The organism is Blautia faecis (assembly GCF_020554845.1).
GTDB classification, from domain to species: domain Bacteria; phylum Bacillota; class Clostridia; order Lachnospirales; family Lachnospiraceae; genus Blautia_A; species Blautia_A faecis.
The window spans coordinates 23,876-41,060 of record NZ_JAJCIA010000036.1 but is presented as its reverse complement, the minus strand read 5'-3'; the positions used below and the strand labels follow the sequence as shown (position 1 = coordinate 41,060).

General features: G+C 43.3%; 21 protein-coding genes and 1 riboswitch. Of the genes, 17 read left to right on the top strand and 4 right to left on the bottom strand.

Features of this window, described 5'->3' with window-relative positions:
* The first annotated feature begins 123 nt into the window (after positions 1-123).
* A riboswitch (cobalamin riboswitch) is annotated at positions 124-311 on the top strand.
* Between the two features lie 460 nt (positions 312-771).
* Positions 772-1,080 (top strand): cysteine-rich small domain-containing protein, encoded by a 309-nt coding sequence (locus LIZ66_RS15050; RefSeq protein WP_118577780.1) that lies wholly within the window; start codon positions 772-774, stop codon positions 1,078-1,080.
* A gap of 123 nt (positions 1,081-1,203) precedes the next feature.
* Here LIZ66_RS15050 and LIZ66_RS15045 read toward each other — a convergent pair whose 3' ends face one another.
* The gene (locus LIZ66_RS15045; protein ID WP_227200972.1) at positions 1,204-1,917 is read right to left on the bottom strand and encodes a phosphatase; all 714 of its coding nucleotides are present in this window, start codon (positions 1,915-1,917) and stop codon (positions 1,204-1,206) included.
* A 279-nt stretch (positions 1,918-2,196) separates the two neighbouring features.
* Here LIZ66_RS15045 and LIZ66_RS15040 point away from each other — a divergent pair, with 279 nt between their 5' ends.
* The 16 genes from LIZ66_RS15040 to LIZ66_RS14965 all read left to right on the top strand — a co-directional run bounded on the left by LIZ66_RS15040 (position 2,197) and on the right by LIZ66_RS14965 (position 14,985).
* Positions 2,197-2,574 (top strand): BMC domain-containing protein, encoded by a 378-nt coding sequence (locus LIZ66_RS15040; protein ID WP_021924989.1) that lies wholly within the window; start codon positions 2,197-2,199, stop codon positions 2,572-2,574.
* Positions 2,575-2,580: 6 nt separating this feature from the next.
* A complete protein-coding gene (locus tag LIZ66_RS15035) occupies positions 2,581-3,054 on the top strand; it encodes a EutP/PduV family microcompartment system protein (protein ID WP_226836513.1) in 474 nt (157 codons plus the stop codon).
* 246 nt (positions 3,055-3,300) lie between these two features.
* Positions 3,301-4,167 carry a class II aldolase/adducin family protein gene (locus LIZ66_RS15030; protein ID WP_118577777.1) on the top strand — a complete coding sequence of 289 codons (867 nt, stop codon included), beginning with the start codon at positions 3,301-3,303 and terminating at the stop codon, positions 4,165-4,167.
* 72 nt (positions 4,168-4,239) lie between these two features.
* A complete protein-coding gene (locus LIZ66_RS15025) occupies positions 4,240-5,628 on the top strand; it encodes an aldehyde dehydrogenase family protein (protein WP_148461168.1) in 1,389 nt (462 codons plus the stop codon).
* 17 nt (positions 5,629-5,645) lie between these two features.
* The gene (locus tag LIZ66_RS15020) at positions 5,646-6,884 is read left to right on the top strand and encodes a zinc-binding dehydrogenase (protein ID WP_173716622.1); all 1,239 of its coding nucleotides are present in this window, start codon (positions 5,646-5,648) and stop codon (positions 6,882-6,884) included.
* Between the two features lie 23 nt (positions 6,885-6,907).
* Positions 6,908-7,222 carry a BMC domain-containing protein gene (locus tag LIZ66_RS15015; protein WP_118577774.1) on the top strand — a complete coding sequence of 105 codons (315 nt, stop codon included), beginning with the start codon at positions 6,908-6,910 and terminating at the stop codon, positions 7,220-7,222.
* A gap of 128 nt (positions 7,223-7,350) precedes the next feature.
* Entirely contained in the window at positions 7,351-7,626 is a 276-nt protein-coding gene (locus tag LIZ66_RS15010) for a BMC domain-containing protein (protein WP_118577773.1), read from the top strand.
* Between the two features lie 21 nt (positions 7,627-7,647).
* A complete protein-coding gene (locus tag LIZ66_RS15005) occupies positions 7,648-7,950 on the top strand; it encodes a BMC domain-containing protein (RefSeq protein WP_118577772.1) in 303 nt (100 codons plus the stop codon).
* Between the two features lie 203 nt (positions 7,951-8,153).
* Positions 8,154-8,432, top strand: coding sequence for a BMC domain-containing protein (locus LIZ66_RS15000; RefSeq protein ID WP_005427721.1), 279 nt, complete (start codon positions 8,154-8,156; stop codon positions 8,430-8,432).
* A gap of 128 nt (positions 8,433-8,560) precedes the next feature.
* Positions 8,561-9,205 carry a phosphate propanoyltransferase gene (gene pduL, locus LIZ66_RS14995; RefSeq protein ID WP_117850748.1) on the top strand — a complete coding sequence of 215 codons (645 nt, stop codon included), beginning with the start codon at positions 8,561-8,563 and terminating at the stop codon, positions 9,203-9,205.
* Positions 9,206-9,309: 104 nt separating this feature from the next.
* Complete coding sequence (locus tag LIZ66_RS14990; RefSeq protein ID WP_117850917.1) at positions 9,310-9,576, top strand: EutN/CcmL family microcompartment protein; 267 nt, start codon at positions 9,310-9,312, stop codon at positions 9,574-9,576.
* A 4-nt stretch (positions 9,577-9,580) separates the two neighbouring features.
* Entirely contained in the window at positions 9,581-10,909 is a 1,329-nt protein-coding gene (locus LIZ66_RS14985; RefSeq protein WP_118577771.1) for a 4Fe-4S dicluster domain-containing protein, read from the top strand.
* Positions 10,910-10,925: 16 nt separating this feature from the next.
* Positions 10,926-11,474, top strand: a complete 549-nt coding sequence (locus LIZ66_RS14980) for a BMC domain-containing protein (RefSeq protein WP_118577770.1) — start codon at positions 10,926-10,928, stop codon at positions 11,472-11,474.
* Between the two features lie 42 nt (positions 11,475-11,516).
* Entirely contained in the window at positions 11,517-12,290 is a 774-nt protein-coding gene (locus LIZ66_RS14975; protein ID WP_227200973.1) for a DeoR/GlpR family DNA-binding transcription regulator, read from the top strand.
* Positions 12,291-12,337: 47 nt separating this feature from the next.
* Positions 12,338-13,489 (top strand): 1-propanol dehydrogenase PduQ, encoded by a 1,152-nt coding sequence (locus LIZ66_RS14970; protein ID WP_148461170.1) that lies wholly within the window; start codon positions 12,338-12,340, stop codon positions 13,487-13,489.
* 380 nt (positions 13,490-13,869) lie between these two features.
* Positions 13,870-14,985, top strand: coding sequence for a cob(I)yrinic acid a,c-diamide adenosyltransferase (locus LIZ66_RS14965; RefSeq protein WP_227200974.1), 1,116 nt, complete (start codon positions 13,870-13,872; stop codon positions 14,983-14,985).
* Between the two features lie 35 nt (positions 14,986-15,020).
* Here LIZ66_RS14965 and LIZ66_RS14960 read toward each other — a convergent pair whose 3' ends face one another.
* The 3 genes from LIZ66_RS14960 to LIZ66_RS14950 form a co-directional block, all read right to left on the bottom strand.
* Entirely contained in the window at positions 15,021-15,281 is a 261-nt protein-coding gene (locus LIZ66_RS14960) for a heavy-metal-associated domain-containing protein (RefSeq protein WP_148461172.1), read from the bottom strand.
* Positions 15,282-15,391: 110 nt separating this feature from the next.
* Entirely contained in the window at positions 15,392-15,628 is a 237-nt protein-coding gene (locus tag LIZ66_RS14955; RefSeq protein WP_148461173.1) for a hypothetical protein, read from the bottom strand.
* 592 nt (positions 15,629-16,220) lie between these two features.
* The gene (locus LIZ66_RS14950) at positions 16,221-17,069 is read right to left on the bottom strand and encodes an AraC family transcriptional regulator (protein ID WP_227200975.1); all 849 of its coding nucleotides are present in this window, start codon (positions 17,067-17,069) and stop codon (positions 16,221-16,223) included.
* Positions 17,070-17,185 lie beyond the last annotated feature (116 nt).

Sequence of the window (17,185 nt, the reverse complement as noted above, 5' to 3'; positions counted from 1 at the left end):
ATTGGGACATTTTCCTTTGTGGTATATTAGGACATTATCATAAATGGTTCATAAAAAATAACAAAAATCTTTTCAAAGGGTTGACAAAGACAGTGACCGGTGGTACTATGGTGTCAGTATAATTCCATAGTGAACATATTAAGTGCTGACAGCTATAAGCTGGCAGAAAGAGGGAATCAGGTGAGAAACCTGAGCGATCCGGTCACTGTAACAGAGGAGCGAATCTCATAGTCCATTGTGCTTGCGCATGAGAAGGAGAGAGGATGTGATGATCCTGGAGCCAGGAAACCTGCTTGGTATGGCGAGGTTAAACTTCCGATGAAAGTGTAACAACCAGTTTTGGGGAATCCGCAGCCCTGAGATGTTGTCCGCTTTTGTGAGTGGACATTTTTTATGGAATGATCGCCTGTTCAGAAGAATTATACAGATTAAATGGCAGGCGATACTACTTCGGATGAAACCGTTCCCTCCGCGTATATATGAACGGATCATATTCTACCCCGGAGTAGCATCGCTCCCTCTTAAATTACGATGATTCAGAAGCCGCATATGCGGTATTTTTTTTACACTTTTCCTGAGCCTGTTTGTAGAATTATTCCGTAATCTCCTGCAGAGTGTGACGCACATCTTGCAGAAAGCCTTTTTTAAACACGCTCTGGCAATATTCTATTCCTGTAAGCGGGAGTCATTTTTATCATTTGATTTTTGTGCATTACGAAATAGAATATAAAGAATATTTTGTTTTGAGTTGTATGAGATAAGGAGAGAAATATGGAGAAAAAATATTGGGAAGACAAAGAATACGCTTATTTCAGCCATAAGAAATGTGAATATTTTCCATGCCATAAAGGAGCTGATCCAGAGGACTTTAACTGTCTGTTCTGCTATTGCCCGCTTTATGCACTTGGAGACAAATGCGGCGGAAATTTCAAATATAATGAGAAGGGATTTAAAGATTGTACGAATTGTCAGCTACCTCATAAGAAGAAAAACTACGGTTATGTGACAGGAAAATATCAGGAACTTGCTGCGATGATGCAGAAAGTAAGAGAAGCAGATCATAAAAATGAAAATGAGTAATCAAAGAAATAAGTATAAAAAACTCTCCGGAATATATACGAAGTTAAGCTTACGTATTTATATTTCTCGGAGAGTTTTTGCGTAACGCAAAATTCCATTGGAATTCTGCAAGCTGGATCCTTTTTATCGTATGCTTAACAGCATCTTTAATTTCGGAATCTGGTTGTTGAGAATCAGACCCTCTGGAAACATAGCATTATGAACGAAATCAGCGGCATAAGTGAAGTCTCCAATATGCTCTGTTCCATGACTGTCACTGGAAAGCACGATTGGAACCAGATACTTCCGGCAGCAGGACAGGATCTGCGCGCAGTTGGCATGGGTATCGCCCCGATATCCGTAAGGTGCCAGGGAAGCTTCGTTGATCTCAAGGAGAACACCGTTTTCACCGGCAGCCTTTACAACTGCGTCGTAATCTATGTCATACTGGGGATTATCAATGTGTCCCAGGATCTTTATAACCGGATTCTTCATTACGTTCAGAAAAGCAGCAGTATTTTCTTCCCTGGTCTTAGGACGGAAATTCTGACAATGCATGCTGGCAATTGCGTAGTCCAGCTTATCAAGAAGCTCCTGTGGCAGATCTGTTTTTCCATCGGTATCCAGAATATTCAGTTCAATTCCATATAATAATTCCACGTCGAAACGCTTCCTTGGCGAATAGATCAGGCTTCGAAAATAAGAAGAAGTTCCTGCAGCCAGAGTGGCTGGTCCGTGGTCTGTGATTCCAAGAAGCTTCAGCCCTTTTTGAGAAGCAGCCTTTGCCATGTCGCTGATGGTGCAGGTCGTGCCGTGTCCGCTGGCAATAGAATGTGTGTGTATATCAGAAAGATACATAAAATCATCTCCTAGTCAAGATTACGTGAATATATGCAGCTGGTAATTTCACTATAAAAGTGTTTTGAAAAGCCATTTACAGTTAACTTTAGTATGCCAGAGGGCAAAAAACATGTCAATCATAAATAAGAAAAAACAGAGAAAACAAATAAAAACAACATTGCAGTACAAGAAAAACCACACATCACATGCAGAGAAGTGTTGCTTTTTGTTGACACTTGGAAATCAGAAAGGTATAATCAAATCAGAAAATAAAAACTCTTTATTCAGGAGGAGAAAATGGGATACACAGATAATATGTCTCCGGAAATGAAACAGAGAATTGTACAGGAGCTTGTGCCAGGCAAGCAGATTTCCCTGGCACATATCATTGCCAATCCAGATAAGATTCTTTACACCAAGCTGGGCCTTGATCCGTCGCTGGACTACTCAAGAGCGGCCATTGGGATCATGACTGTAAGTCCGGCAGAAACTGCTATCATTATGGCAGATATTGCGATGAAATCATCTGGCATTGAACTGGGGTTTGTTGACCGTTTCAGCGGAAGCCTGATCATCACAGGTACTGTGTCGGAAGTAGAAGCTTCTACCAGTGCAATTCTGGATTATGTGGGAAATAAACTGGGCTTTACTTTATGCCCCATTACAAGGACCTGACAGAATATGAAGAAACTTGTTCTGATCGGTCGTAGCGAGGCTGGAAAAACTACTTTGACCCAGGCCCTGCGTGGTGAAAAAATACATTATCATAAAACACAATATGTAAATAATTTTGATGTGATCGTAGATACGCCAGGAGAGTATGCCCAGACGAAAGGTCTGGGACACGCCCTGGCGTTGTATACATATGAATCAGATGTAGTAGGTCTGCTGGTATCTGCCACGGAACCTTATTGCCTTTTTCCACCTTGCATTACCTGTATGGCCAACCGTGAAGTAATTGGAATTGTTACCAAAATACACAATCCGGATGCAAATGTAAAACTTGCCACGTCCTGGCTGGAGCTTGCCGGCTGTAAAAAAATCTTTTATGTAGACTCCAGGCAGCAGGAGGGCATTCCGGAGATTTTGGAATATCTCAGGGAAGATGGCGATGTAATGCCGTGGGAAAAAGATGCCTCTGATCTTGTGAATTAGAAAATACTTGCCAAATGGGGAAAAACAGTAAAACCACGAAAAACAACATAGCAATCTAGAAAAAAATCCACATAAAACAACATAAAACAACGGAAAAACCTTGACTTATAATGTGGAATGGTGTAAACTTACAACATAACCAAAAAAGTAACAGGCTAGCTATGCCTAGCCATGATAAGTTACCCGGTGCGGTACTATAACATACATAATCCACCGCACCTGAATGTGCTTAAGGAGGAAAAAAGCATGGTAAACGAATACGAAATCAAAAAACAGATTTGCGACATCGGAAGAAGAATCTATAACCGCAACATGGTTGCAGCAAATGATGGAAACATCTCTGTAAAACTGAATGACAACGAGTTCCTTTGCACACCTACTGGTGTATCCAAAGGTTTCATGACCCCAGAGTTCATCTGTAAAGTAGATGCCAAAGGAAATGTTCTTCAGGCTAACCCGGGATTCAAACCATCATCTGAGATCAAGATGCATATGAGAGTATATGAGAAGAGACCTGATGTAGGATCTGTTGTACATGCTCATCCAATTTATGCAACATCTTTTGCTATTGCCGGTATTCCGCTTACACAGCCAATCATGCCAGAGGCAGTTATCGCTCTTGGATGTGTTCCGATCGCTGAGTATGGTACACCTTCTACAATGGAGATTCCGGATAACCTTGAGAAATATCTTCCATATTTCGATGCAGTTCTTCTTGAGAACCACGGAGCTCTTACCTGGAGCACAGACCTGAACGCTGCATACATGAAGATGGAGTCCGTAGAATTCTATGCACAGCTTCTGTATCAGAGCAAACTTCTTGGAGGCCCGAAGGAATTTGATAAAGAGAACATTAAGAAACTTTATGAGATCCGTCGTAAATTCGGTATGCCTGGAAAACATCCGGCAAGCCTTTGCCAGAACAAAGATGGCATGAACTGCCATAACTGCGGTGGTGCATGTCACAACGAAGACTATAAACAGTTCCCAGGATATCAGTATGATTTCGTTGGCGGCAACTGCGATGCTCCGGCAGCAGATACAGCTAATGCAGATGCAGAGTTAGTAGCTAAGATCACCAAACAGGTTATGGCTCAGTTAGGACTGAAATAATCAGAAAATATAAAGGCCGCAGCTGTGAGAGAATCAGGCAGCTGCGGGCAATTGTTAAGGAGGAACAATCTCATGCCAATCAGCGAGAGCATGGTACAGGATATTGTACAGGAAGTTATGGCGAAAATGCAGATTGCAGACGCTCCGGCCGGTAAACATGGAATTTTCAAAGATATGAACGAAGCCATTGAGGCAGCGAAAGCTTCTCAGAAGATCGTTCGGAAAATGTCCTTGGACCAGAGAGAAAAAATTATTACCTGCATTCGAAGAAAAACAAAAGAAAATGCAGAAATCCTTGCTCGTATGGGCGTTGATGAGACCGGAATGGGAAATGTAGGAGATAAGATCCTGAAACACCATCTGGTAGCAGACAAGACCCCAGGCACAGAAGATCTCAGCACTACAGCTTGGTCAGGCGACAGAGGACTTACTCTGATCGAGATGGGACCATTTGGTGTGATCGGAGCGATCACTCCGTGTACGAATCCAAGTGAGACCATTCTGTGTAATACGATCGGTATGCTGGCAGGCGGAAATACAGTTGTATTTAACCCACATCCGGCAGCAATCAAAACATCTATTTATGCGATTAACCTTCTGAACGAAGCATCCCTGGAATCAGGCGGTCCGGACAATATCGCAGTTACAGTAGAGAAACCTACATTAGAGACAAGCAACATCATGATGAAACATAAAGATATCCCGCTTATCGCAGCAACAGGCGGTCCTGGCGTTGTAACAGCAGTCCTTTCCTCTGGAAAACGTGGAATCGGCGCTGGCGCAGGAAATCCTCCGGCAGTTGTAGATGAGACAGCAGATGTAAGAAAAGCTGCTCAGGATATCGTAAACGGATGTACATTCGATAACAACCTTCCGTGTATCGCAGAGAAGGAAATCGTAGCAGTTGCTTCTATTACAGATGAGCTTATGCATTATCTGGTAAGTGAGAATGACTGTTACCTTGCTTCCAAAGAAGAGCAGGATAAACTTACAGCAGTTGTTCTTGCAGGCGGCAAGCTGAACCGTAAATGCGTTGGACGTGACGCAAGAACATTACTTTCCATGATCGGAGTAAATGCTCCTGCAAATATCCGCTGCATCGTATTTGAAGGACCGAAGGAACATCCACTTATCGCTACAGAGCTTATGATGCCGATCCTTGGCGTTGTAAGGGCAAAAGATTTTGATGATGCAGTAGAGCAGGCTGTATGGCTTGAGCATGGCAACCGCCACTCTGCACACATTCATTCCAAGAACATTGACAATATCACCAAATATGCGAAAGCAATCGACACCGCAATCCTTGTTAAGAATGCACCTTCCTATGCAGCACTTGGATTCGGCGGAGAAGGTTACTGTACATTCACAATCGCAAGCCGTACTGGTGAAGGACTTACAAGTGCAAGTACATTCACCAAGAGAAGACGCTGCGTAATGGCAGACAGCCTTTGCATTCGCTGACAGGAGGAAACATAAAAATGGACATGAATAACGTAAATATCGAAGAAATCGTAAAACAGGTTCTTGCTGGAATGGCTGGAACAGCACCGGCAGCTTCTGCATCAGCAGCACCAGTTGCACCAGCTGCAGCACCGGCAGGCGCAATCCCGAAAACTGCACACGTTGCAGTACTTACTGAAAAAGAGCATTTTGATATTAAAGAGTACCCGATTCCGGCACTTGGTGATGACGATATCCTTGTTAAAGTAGAAGGCTGCGGCGTTTGCGGTACTGATGCTCACGAATTCAAGAGAGACCCATTCAACCTGATCCCGGTTGCACTTGGACATGAGGGAACTGGTGAGATCGTTGCCATGGGTAAAAATGTTAAGACTGATACAGCTGGAAAACCGGTTAAGATCGGTGACAAAGTTGTTACCTGTATGATCTTCAAGGATGATCCGGAGATCACTATGTTCGACCTGAACAAGAAAAACGTTGGCGGAGCTGACGTATACGGACTTCTTCCAGATGATGACATTCATCTTAACGGATGGTTCTCTGATTACATCTTTATCAGAGGCGGAGAGTTCGGAAGCACATTCTTCAACGTAAGTGATCTTGATCTGGATTCCCGTATCCTGATCGAGCCATGTGCAGTTCTTGTACATGCAGTTGAGAGAGCAAAAACAACTGGTATCCTTCGTTTCAACAGCAGAGTTGTTGTACAGGGATGCGGACCAATCGGTCTGATCTGTATTGCAGTTCTTCGTACCATGGGTATCGAGAACATCTGTGCTGTAGATGGAAATCAGCAGCGTCTTGATTTCGCTAAGAAAATGGGCGCTACCATGAGCGTAAACTTCATGGAGCACAAAGGAATCGAAGCACTTTCTGAAGCTGTTAAAGATCAGTTTGGCGGACATCTTGCAGACTTTGCATTCCAGTGTACAGGATCACCTGTTGCTCATGCAAACATCTACAAATTTATTCGTAACGGCGGTGGTCTTTGCGAGCTTGGTTTCTTCATCAATGGTGGAGATGCTACAATCAACCCGCATTTTGACATTTGCTCCAAAGAGATCACAATCGTAGGCTCCTGGGTATACACCTTAAGAGATTACGTTACAACATTTGACTTCCTTAAGAGAGCAAACGCAATCGGACTTCCAATGTCTGAGCTGATTACAGACAAGTATCCGCTTGAGGAGATCAATGAAGCATTAAAGAAGAACCTTGCAATGACCGGTCTTAAGATCGCAGTTGTAAATAAATAATTGCCGGATAAAGGAGAATCAAGATGGCAGAAGCTGTAGGAATCTTGGAGGTGTTCGGACTGGCAACAGCGTTTGTGGCGGCCGACGCCGGCTGCAAGGCAGCAAATGTCCATCTGGAGGTTTTTGATAAAAATAAACCTGCAAATGCGGACAGTCTGCCGGTACCGCTCCTTGTCTGCATCAAGTTCCGCGGAAGCGTTTCTGATGTAACAGAGGCTGTAGAAGCTGGAATCAGAGTAGCAGAGAGTATGACCGGTGTGGTACAGCACTACGTAATACCAAATCCGGAACCCGGTACACAAAAAATGCTGAAAATCAGCGCACTGGATAAGGATTAATGATTGCTAACCAGTGAATTTAAGTCTATAATAAAAACGAACAAAGTCATGCGGAGCATGGCAGGTACCTCACAGCAAGTACGCTGGAGCGTACTTGAAAAGTCGAGATATATCAGGAGGAATTCATCATGGCACAGGAAGCTTTAGGAATGGTAGAAACCAGAGGACTTACAGCTGCAATTGAGGCAGCAGATGCAATGACAAAAGCAGCAGAGGTTACACTGGTTGGTACAGAGAAAATCGGATCCGGTCTTGTAACTGTTATGGTTCGCGGTGATGTCGGAGCTGTTAAGGCAGCAGTTGAGAGTGGAAGCGCAGCAGCATCCAGACTTGGAGAGCTTGTAGCTACACACGTAATCCCAAGACCTCATACAGATGTGGAGAAAATCCTTCCAAGCATCTAATGAACTATAAGGAGTTCGCTCATGAGTAAATCATATGGTTTTATTGAAATCACAGGTGTTGTAGCGGCCATGGATGCCCTGGACATTATGTGTAAAACGGCAGACGTTGAGCTGGCGTCATGGGAGCGTAAGCTGGGCGGACGACTGGTGACCATTATTGTACAAGGCGATGTGGCAGCTGTTACAGAAGCTGTGGAAGCGGCAGCAACAAATGCCATCAAGAAACCGGCAAGCTATGCAGTAATTGCCAATCCCCATGAGGAAATCGTCAAAATGGTGGAGCTTAGCGCAAGTCGATGGAGAAAGAAAAAGGGGGATGAATAATGGCTGACGAAGAAAAGAAAGAGACAGCGAAAAAAACAGCCCCTAAAAAGGCAGCCGCTCCGAGAAGAACGGCCAGAACAACCAGAGCAAAAGCAGCAGAAGTAAAGGCCGAAGAGCCGAAGACCACTGCAGCTGACAACGAGATTACAGAAACCAAACATACAGAAGCTGAGAAACCAGCAATTCATAAGGAGGAAAAAATCATGACACAGGAAGCATTAGGAATGGTAGAAACCAGAGGACTTACAGCAGCTATCGAGGCAGCTGACCAGATGTGCAAAGCAGCTAACGTTGCATTAGTTGGAACAGAGAAGATCGGATCCGGTCTTGTAACTGTTATGGTTCGTGGAGATGTTGGAGCAGTTAAATCTGCAGTAGAGAGCGGAAGCGCAGCAGCATCCAGACTTGGAGAGCTTGTAGCTACACACGTAATTCCGAGACCTCATACAGATGTTGAGAAAATCCTTCCAGTTCTGAAATAATATAAAAGTCCCAGATAGCAGCCATGAATGAGCTGTGCTTGCATGAGCGAATTCATGGATGCTCCTTACTTTTATAATGTCTGCTATGGCAGACATTACCGAATTTCAGGAAGAAAGCAGGTGTACTTTTGGAAACCAATAATGTTGAGCTGATTACCAGAATGGTACTGGATGCTCTCAATAAAAAAGAAGAAAAAGGCAATGGCTTCATGGTGCCCATCGGAGTTTCCGCAAGACATATCCACCTGACGCAGGAACATGTTGAAGCTTTATTTGGACCAGGATATCAGCTCACCAAGAAGAAAGAGCTGATGGGCGGACAGTTTGCCTCCAATGAGACAGTAACTATCGTTGGACTGAAGCTCCGTGCAATTGAGAATGTACGTATTCTCGGACCGGTCCGCAAGGCTTCACAGGTTGAAGTATCAGCTACAGACGCAATCAAGCTTGGTATGAAAGTACCGGTGCGTGAGTCTGGAGATGTTAAGGGAAGTGCTCCTATTGCAATTGTCGGACCGAAAGGTGCGATTTATCTGAAAGAGGGATGTATCGTAGCAATGCGTCACATTCACATGTCCCCGAAGGATGCTCAGGCAGCCGGTGTGAAGGATGGAGATATCGTATCTGTTAAAGCAGACAATGAGAGAGGAACCATTTTCAATCAGGTGAAGATCCGTGTAGACGACAGCTTTACACTGGAGATGCACATTGATACAGATGAAGCAAATGCAGCAAAAATTGCCACAGGCAATACAGTTACAATTATAAAGTAATGTTTTGGAAATCATTTCCTCATTACTAAAATAAAGTGTTCAGCCATGCTGGTTCTGAAAATGACAGATGCATGGCTGAACTGATATAAAATTTGGAGGTTCACATGATAGTTGGCAAGGTAGTAGGAAGCGTTGTTTCCACAAGAAAAAACGAAAAGCTGATCGGCAATAAGTTTATGATCGTGGAACCGGTTCATCACATGAAAGGTGACCTCAGTCAGATTGTTGCGATCGATATTATCGGTGCAGGAATCGGAGAATATGTATTGGTGGCACAAGGAAGCGCGGCAAGAATTGGCTGCGGCGTAGAAACAGCACCGGTAGATGCCGCCATTGTAGGTATCGTTGATGACGGTGCAGGATTGGAGTAACGCCATGGATATCAAAGAATTACAGAATATTATACAGGAGAATGGTGTAGTTGGTGCCGGCGGTGCAGGATTCCCTACATACATGAAGCTGACAGATAAAGCAAATACCATTCTTATGAACTGTGCAGAGTGCGAACCTTTACTGAAATTACACAGACAGTTATTAGAGAAGCACGCTTACGAAATAATGAAAACCTTCCATATGGTTCAGGAAACAGTTGGAGCTTCTGAGGCCATTATTGGAATCAAAAAATCTTATGTTCAGACAGTAAATGCTCTGAAACAGCATATCGAAGAGTTCCCGGGAATGCGCATCCACCTTCTGGATGAAGTGTATCCGATGGGAGATGAGGTTGTACTGATCTACGAAGCAACTGGTAGAGTTGTAAGACCTGGCGGACTTCCTATTGAGCAGGGAGTTGCTGTGTTTAACGTAGAGACATTGTATAATATATACCAGGCAGTAGAGAAAAAAGAGCCTGTAACAGCCAAATATGTGTCTGTTGTAGCTGAGGTAAATCATCCGGTAACTGTAAAAGTACCTCTTGGATGTACTATGGATGATGTTGTTGCCCAGGCAGGCGGAACTACTGTAAAAGACCCGGTTTACTTTATTGGTGGACCGATGATGGGAAGAATCGGAAAAGGTTCTGACCCTGTGACGAAGACAACAAATGCGATTCTGGTTCTGCCAAAAGACCATTTAATCGTACAGAAGAAGATGCGGACTTCTGCTATAGATTTAAAACGTGCAGCATCTATTTGCTGCCAGTGTAATACTTGTACAGATCTTTGCCCACGTAACAATCTGGGACATCCGATTGATCCAGCCCGCTTCATGCGTGCAGCTTCCAATCAGGATTTCAGAGATGTTAATCCATACATCAATGCAAGCTTCTGCAGCTCCTGTGGCGTTTGTGAGATGTATGCATGTCCTCAGAGCCTTGCTCCAAGAACACTTCTTGCAGACATGAAGGGCGGACTTCGTAAGGCAGGTATTCGTCCTCCTCAGGGAGTACAGCCAGTACCAGTTAAGGAATCCCGAGAATACCGCAAGGTTCCGGAAGAACGCCTGATGGCACGTCTTGGTCTTACAAAATATGACAAGGACGCACCGATGGACGAGACACTGGTTGATATTCCAAAGGTTAAAATTCTTCTTAGCCAGCATATCGGAGCACCTGCTCAGGCAATTGTAAAAGTTGGAGATCAGGTGACAAGAGGTCAGATGATCGCTTCTCCTGCCCAGGGCTTAAGTGTTGGTATCCATGCAACCATCTCCGGTAAAGTTACCGAGGTGACAGACCGCTGGATCGTAGTTGCAAAGAATTAGAAAGGACGTGCAGAAAATGAGTAAAGCAATCGGAATGATTGAATTCAAAACTACAGCTACCGGCGTTACTGCAGCAGATGCAATGGTTAAGACATCTGATGTAGAAATCGTTGAGGCGCAGACCGTGTGTCCGGGTAAATATATTGCAATTATTACCGGTGATCTCAGTGCGGTAAAAGCTGCCGTAGATACAGCTGTAACAACATATGAGGACAAGTGCATTGACAGTTTTGTACTGGGTAATCCGCACGAGTCTCTTTTCCCGGCTATTTATGGAACTACTCAGGTTGAGGAGATCAGTGCGCTGGGAATTCTTGAAACATATGATGCAGCTTCCATTATTGAGGCTGCAGATCAGGCTGCAAAGACTGCAATTGTAGATCTTATCGAGCTTCGTATTGCAAAAGGTATGTGCGGAAAATCCTACATGATGATCACTGGTGAGGTTTCTGCTGTATCCGCATCAATCGACAGAGCGAAAGAGCTTGTTGCTGAAAAAGGCATGTATCTGGATTCCTCTGTTATTGCACATCCGGATAAGAGAATGATCGACAGCCTTCTGTAATTCTGGTCTGACCAATAAAATGAACGCGGAGGGGACCTGAACATGCTTGCGTTAGAGAGACGGAATCTGATCCTTGAGAAATTACAGAATGAGAAGCGCGTAGTAGTAAGTGAACTGAGCCAGTTATACGGAGTCTCTGAGGAAACCATCCGACGGGATCTGGACAAGCTGGAGAAGGAAGGGCTTGCCATTAAAAGCTATGGCGGAGCTGTGATCAATGAAGATGTGAGCATTGATCTCCCTTTTAATGTGCGCAAGAATCAGAATGTAGTTGGGAAACAGAAGATGGCGGAAATTGTAGCCTCTCTTGTGCATGACGGGGAACATCTGCTTCTGGACGCCAGCACTACTGCAGTGTTTGTGGCAAAGGCATTAAAAGAGAAGGAGCGTCTGACTGTGATCACCAATTCCATGGAGATCCTTCTGGAACTGGCAGATGTGTCAGGATGGAATATTATTTCCACAGGTGGGATGATGAAGGAAGGCTATCTGGCTTTCCTTGGATCCCGGACAGAAGAAGTCATTCGCTCTTATTTTGTAGATACCGTTATTTTTTCCTGTAAGGCTCTTGATGAGAACTGGGGAATAATGGAATCACAGGAAGCTTTTGGAACAGCAAAGAGAGCAATGCTGGATTCAGGACGTAAGAAAATCCTGGTTGTGGACAATACGAAATTTGACCAGACCGCATTTTCCGTTGCCGGAAGATTGCGGGATGTTGATATCGTCGTGACAGATGCGAAGCCTTCTGAAAAATGGCTGAAGCTTTTTGAAGAAGAGGGCGTGGAGTGCAGATATCCGGAATCTGTCCGATAGAAGCTTTCTGCTTACAAAAGAAAGCTGCAATAAAGGAGCATTGAATTATGAAAACTTTTGAAATGAAAACAGTCATCCATTTTGGTGACAATGCCCTGGATAGACTGGCAGAACTGCCATACAAAAAAGTTCTGGTGATCACAGATCCATTCATCGCAAAAGGGAAAATGATCGAGCTGATCACAGACCCATTGAGACGCGGTGGCAAGGAGTTTGAAGTATTCAGTGATGTTGTGCCGGATGCACCGGTAGGAAAAATCGCAGAAGGTGTAAAGAAGTTCCTGGAGTATCAGCCGGAGGTTGTAGTAGCTGTCGGAGGCGGCTCTGCAATTGACTCTTCCAAGGCAATCCGTGAGTTTGCCCTGAAGATCAACAATTATGGCAAAGTAGGTCTTATTGCAATTCCTACTACCAGTGGTACAGGATCTGAGGTTACCTCTTTTGCAGTTGTAAATGATACAGATAATCATGTGAAGTATCCGCTGATCTCAGACAGCCTTACAGCTGATGAGGCAATTCTGGATGCGGAACTGGTAAAGAGCGTTCCGCCTTCTATCACAGCAGATACAGGTATGGATGTACTGACTCATGCAATTGAGTCTTATGTAAGTATCAATCACAATGAATTTTCATCTGCTCTTGCAGAAAAGTCAATTGAAATCTGCGGAGTCTTTCTGTTAAGAGCATACCTTGACGGCGGCGATATGCATGCCCGTCAGAAAATGCATGTAGCTTCCTGTCTTGCCGGACTTTCTTTTAATGCTGCAGGACTTGGAATCACACATAGCATGGCACATCAGCTGGGAGCTATTTTTCATATTCCTCATGGACGTGCCAATGCAATGCTGCTTCCGCATATTGTTGAATTTAATGCAAATATCAACAAACACAGCAGAAGCCAACAGGAATATCTTCCGGCAGTAAAGCGATATGCCAATATTTCACATATTCTTGGACTGAGTAACTATAACAAAGTAATGTCTGTAAGATCTCTTGTAAACTGGATTCAGTTTATGCAGAAGGAAATGAATATTCCGCTTACAATTAAAGAAATGGGAACTATTTCTGAGGATGAGTATTTTGCAGCAATTGACAAAATGGCAAATCTGGCGCTTGCTGATGCCTGCACAACTGCCAACCCAAGAGTACCAACGAAAGAGGATATTGTGAAGATCTACAAGAAATTGTGGTCATTTTAATGAATTTAAGAGTTGCTGTTCACTTTGTGCCCGGTAACATATAAGAGACTTTGGACAGATACGGTGGAATTGCGGTTATTTGTCCAGAGTCTGTTTATAACTAATGTAGTGAATGTAAGATAATGTGGATTATTTCGTTACTGTTCACTGGTAACGTTCCGCGAGGTGTTTTTTGTGAACAAAGTTCACAGAAAACCCGAGAATTGCGGCGCGAAATCATGCGAATGCATGATTTCTGTGCATCGCGAAGCGCGTTACTGTGAACGGAGTGAACAGTAACATTATTTCCTGTTTTTGCACAGATATTGTCTTATATTCAGTGTATTGGTGCATAATAAAATCCATTTTGCCGGATGGGTAAAATGTCAGGAGAAAGTCGTATGAGTATTTATACAAAGAATGGTGACAAGGGAACTACCAATCTTGTCCATACGAAAAACGTTTCCAAAGCGGATGACCGAATCCAGCTGGAGGGAACCATAGATGAACTTTCCTGCCATATTGGAGTGTTGAAAACCCTGATCAGAGATGGAGATACCATTCGTTTTCTGGAGAAGATCCAGGGAAATCTGATCAGAATTGATGCAGGAGTAGCAGATCCATATAATAGAGAGTATAAGATCAATGATGACAAGACAGAGCTTTTAGAGGAAGAGATTGACCGTTTGACGGGGCTTTTTCATATGCCGAAGGAGTCTTCTTTACCTGGGGCATGTCGCTTGTCTGCTGAGATTGATGTGACTTGGGCTGTAGCCAGAAGAGCGGAGCGTGATCTTGCGGCTGTAAGTGTAAAGTTTGGTTCTGACACAGGAAGCAAGAAATATATGAACCGTCTGGCAGACTATCTGTATGTGCTTGCACGCTATGAAGAAGCGAAGGCGGCAGGTCAGAAGATGGGTACGTCAGAGTCTTTAGAAACTGACGCATCTTCTGAAAATACGGAACTACATGCAAGTGGAACTGAGAAAGTGGCAGGAGGAAGCGTGAGCGTGGATACGAAAGTTGAAAATTCTCTCATATCTAGTACCTCTGATTCTGTAGACGAAGCTGTAATCCAGGCAGTACTGCGCCGCATGGGTATGCAGAATAAGATTACACTGGATGGAGCGAAGAAGCTGATCGGGAAAATCGAACAGGAAGCCCTTCGCCGCGGTAAGAAAGCAGTGATTGCAGTTTGCGGTCCGGAAGGAAATCCAATTGCCGTTCATGTAATGGACGGAGCATTTCTGGTAAGCTTTGATGTCGCTTTGAAAAAAGCTTATACTTCTGTTGCGGTGAAGATGTCCACCATGGAATTATCCAAACTTGCCCAGCCAGGCGGAACCTTTTATGGCGTAGATAAGATGGATGGTGGAAAGATCGTGATTTTCGGAGGCGGTGTGCCGCTGAAATCCGGAGATACGATTATCGGAGGTCTTGGTATAAGCGGCGGCACAGGAGAGGAAGATCACAGCCTGGCAGAATATGCATTGTCCGTATTACCGGAGATATTGTAGTTGGAATATAGTACAAGGATTATGACAGAGAAAGGCTATTTTTTCAGGAAAGAGAAAAAGCCTTTCTTTTTTTCGTAAGGAGCTTTTGAGACAGAAAGCAGTTTATAACCTGTTTTATCAATGGTCTCTTTCAGCTTTGCTTCATCAAGATCATTTTCTGTAAGGATAACCGTCTCTCCTTTTGTATGGGACGAGGTGACTTTTTTTACAGAAAAGTTATTACGAATACTTTCGTTAATGTGGGATTCACACATTCCACACATCATTCCGTCTATTTTTAATGTAATCTGCTGCATAATTTAATCTCCTTTTCTTAATAGATTTGCCATAAATGACCTGTCGGTATGTTTTCAGAAGAAGCGGTACTGGAGCCTGTTTGAAAAATCATTCCCGCAATCTGCAGACTTTAAGCTGTGTAATCAAATTTCACAAAGGACAGCTCGCAGTTTGCAATACGGCTGCAGATATTTACTGCTGAATACATTACCACGGAAAATTCTCCGTCAATGGTATCCACATAAAGATAACGTCCGTCAGCGGAGATTCTGGCGTGTTTCACATCGCCTCGCTCTGTCAGTTCTTTTATGATTTTATTTGCCAGGTCTTCCGTAACAGTTTTTGATAAATGATAACATCTTCCCATGATTCAACAGATTCCTTTCGTCGTACTTGTGTTAGTTATTTCTAATTAGAAATATTATAGCACGTTTCAGACAAAAGAAAACTCCAGCTACAGATAAAATTTATCATTTAAGTGTCGAATTATGGGAGAATTTTACGACCGAATTTCGTTGTAATGGTGGTCGGCTTTTGTTAGAATAAAAGAAACGAAAGAGAAAAACAATTTCTGATTTTCTGCGGCGTTCTGCAGCAGTATGTGCGGACAGTTTTCTGCCATGGGCTAATCTGCCTGATCAGCAGCAATTCCATCATCCATTTACTTGAAGGCAACCTGCATAAGGGTCCTGGAATAAGAGACCATTCTGGAAAAAAATCGGCATGTATATCAAAATAACAGTAAACATCTGCCTTTTCGCGTCTGTACAGCAAAAGAGTGCGCAAAAATGCGTTGCCATAGCCTGCAAAAATGCGGGAATCATTCTCTGTCGTCTTTCTTACGGCGAACAACTCATATCTTCTACATATCTGAAGCAGTAAGAGAAAAGGGCGGACATCAGGCCAATGCCCGCCCGGTAAAAATCACCGCTGTCAATTATTTTCATAGCAGTATAGTATCAGCTTTTATTATATTTACCTGGTGTAGTTCCTTTATACTTTTTGAATGTACGGATGAAATAACTCAAATCATTGAAACCATTTCGATAAGCAATATCAGTAATGGAATCACCTGTAGTGGACAGTTCATAACAGGCCTGTTCAATACGCTGTCGGTTCAGATAATCCATAGGTGTCTGATGGGTCATCTCAGAAAAAAAACGGCAGAAGTACTTAGGTGACATGGAAACAGATTCGGATAACTGACTAAGGGTAAGGGGAGAAGCATAGTTCTTTTCAATGAACTCCACAACCTGTTTCAACTGCAGAATTCGTTTGTAATCCCGGCGTGCTTTGGGCTGGCTGTCCAGATAGTAATGATTACCAAAAACAATACCAAAAAAGTGGTAAAATTGTCCGATTACAGAAAGCTCATACCCTGTCTTTTTTTCCTCCATAGCGTGAAAAAGTGAATTTACGATACCTAGAACGTCCGGATAGCGATTGTCAAAATGGTGGAAAATCAAAATATCCTGATGTACGATTTTCTGGATATAATCAGCGCATACGGAATTCAGCTTCAGAAATACGTTCATGTCAAATACAATGCACTGATAGACACAATTCACAGGAATTCCGGAATGTAAAATTCCACTGTGGACAAAAATTACATCGCCCTGGGTCGCTTTAAAACTTTTTTCATCTAAAGTGACGGTGAATTCGCCGGAAAGAATGCGAATGATTTCATATTCTACATGCCAGTGATAAGACATAATGTAGCGGGGATGGTTTTCATCAATATGATGAAACTCAAAAGGAAACTCATAAGTGCCGCGCGGACGGTCTTCGTTCTGATCAATAATCTGCAAAATTTTTCCTCCAGTCAAGAATTTATAGAAATTTTATTGTTTCTACAGAAAAGGTGAATATTGTACTATTATTTGCTATTATATCACAAGTAATTTTCCGGAATCAATCTTATAAT

Excerpts from the sequence above, each read along its gene's own strand:
- LIZ66_RS15040 (WP_021924989.1), top strand. The coding sequence starts at position 2,197 with ATGGGATACACAGATAATATGTCTCCGGAAATGAAACAGAGAATTGTA.
- LIZ66_RS15020 (WP_173716622.1), top strand. The coding sequence starts at position 5,646 with ATGGACATGAATAACGTAAATATCGAAGAAATCGTAAAACAGGTTCTT.
- LIZ66_RS14960 (WP_148461172.1), bottom strand. The coding sequence starts at position 15,281 with ATGCAGCAGATTACATTAAAAATAGACGGAATGATGTGTGGAATGTGT.
- LIZ66_RS15005 (WP_118577772.1), top strand. The coding sequence starts at position 7,648 with ATGAGTAAATCATATGGTTTTATTGAAATCACAGGTGTTGTAGCGGCC.
- LIZ66_RS14990 (WP_117850917.1), top strand. The coding sequence starts at position 9,310 with ATGATAGTTGGCAAGGTAGTAGGAAGCGTTGTTTCCACAAGAAAAAAC.
- LIZ66_RS15035 (WP_226836513.1), top strand. The coding sequence starts at position 2,581 with ATGAAGAAACTTGTTCTGATCGGTCGTAGCGAGGCTGGAAAAACTACT.
- LIZ66_RS15010 (WP_118577773.1), top strand. The coding sequence starts at position 7,351 with ATGGCACAGGAAGCTTTAGGAATGGTAGAAACCAGAGGACTTACAGCT.
- LIZ66_RS15025 (WP_148461168.1), top strand. The coding sequence starts at position 4,240 with ATGCCAATCAGCGAGAGCATGGTACAGGATATTGTACAGGAAGTTATG.
- LIZ66_RS15000 (WP_005427721.1), top strand. The coding sequence starts at position 8,154 with ATGACACAGGAAGCATTAGGAATGGTAGAAACCAGAGGACTTACAGCA.
- LIZ66_RS14965 (WP_227200974.1), top strand. The coding sequence starts at position 13,870 with ATGAGTATTTATACAAAGAATGGTGACAAGGGAACTACCAATCTTGTC.
- LIZ66_RS14970 (WP_148461170.1), top strand. The coding sequence starts at position 12,338 with ATGAAAACTTTTGAAATGAAAACAGTCATCCATTTTGGTGACAATGCC.
- LIZ66_RS15050 (WP_118577780.1), top strand. The coding sequence starts at position 772 with ATGGAGAAAAAATATTGGGAAGACAAAGAATACGCTTATTTCAGCCAT.
- LIZ66_RS14980 (WP_118577770.1), top strand. The coding sequence starts at position 10,926 with ATGAGTAAAGCAATCGGAATGATTGAATTCAAAACTACAGCTACCGGC.
- LIZ66_RS14975 (WP_227200973.1), top strand. The coding sequence starts at position 11,517 with ATGCTTGCGTTAGAGAGACGGAATCTGATCCTTGAGAAATTACAGAAT.
- LIZ66_RS14955 (WP_148461173.1), bottom strand. The coding sequence starts at position 15,628 with ATGGGAAGATGTTATCATTTATCAAAAACTGTTACGGAAGACCTGGCA.
- LIZ66_RS15045 (WP_227200972.1), bottom strand. The coding sequence starts at position 1,917 with ATGTATCTTTCTGATATACACACACATTCTATTGCCAGCGGACACGGC.
- LIZ66_RS15015 (WP_118577774.1), top strand. The coding sequence starts at position 6,908 with ATGGCAGAAGCTGTAGGAATCTTGGAGGTGTTCGGACTGGCAACAGCG.
- LIZ66_RS14985 (WP_118577771.1), top strand. The coding sequence starts at position 9,581 with ATGGATATCAAAGAATTACAGAATATTATACAGGAGAATGGTGTAGTT.
- LIZ66_RS15030 (WP_118577777.1), top strand. The coding sequence starts at position 3,301 with ATGGTAAACGAATACGAAATCAAAAAACAGATTTGCGACATCGGAAGA.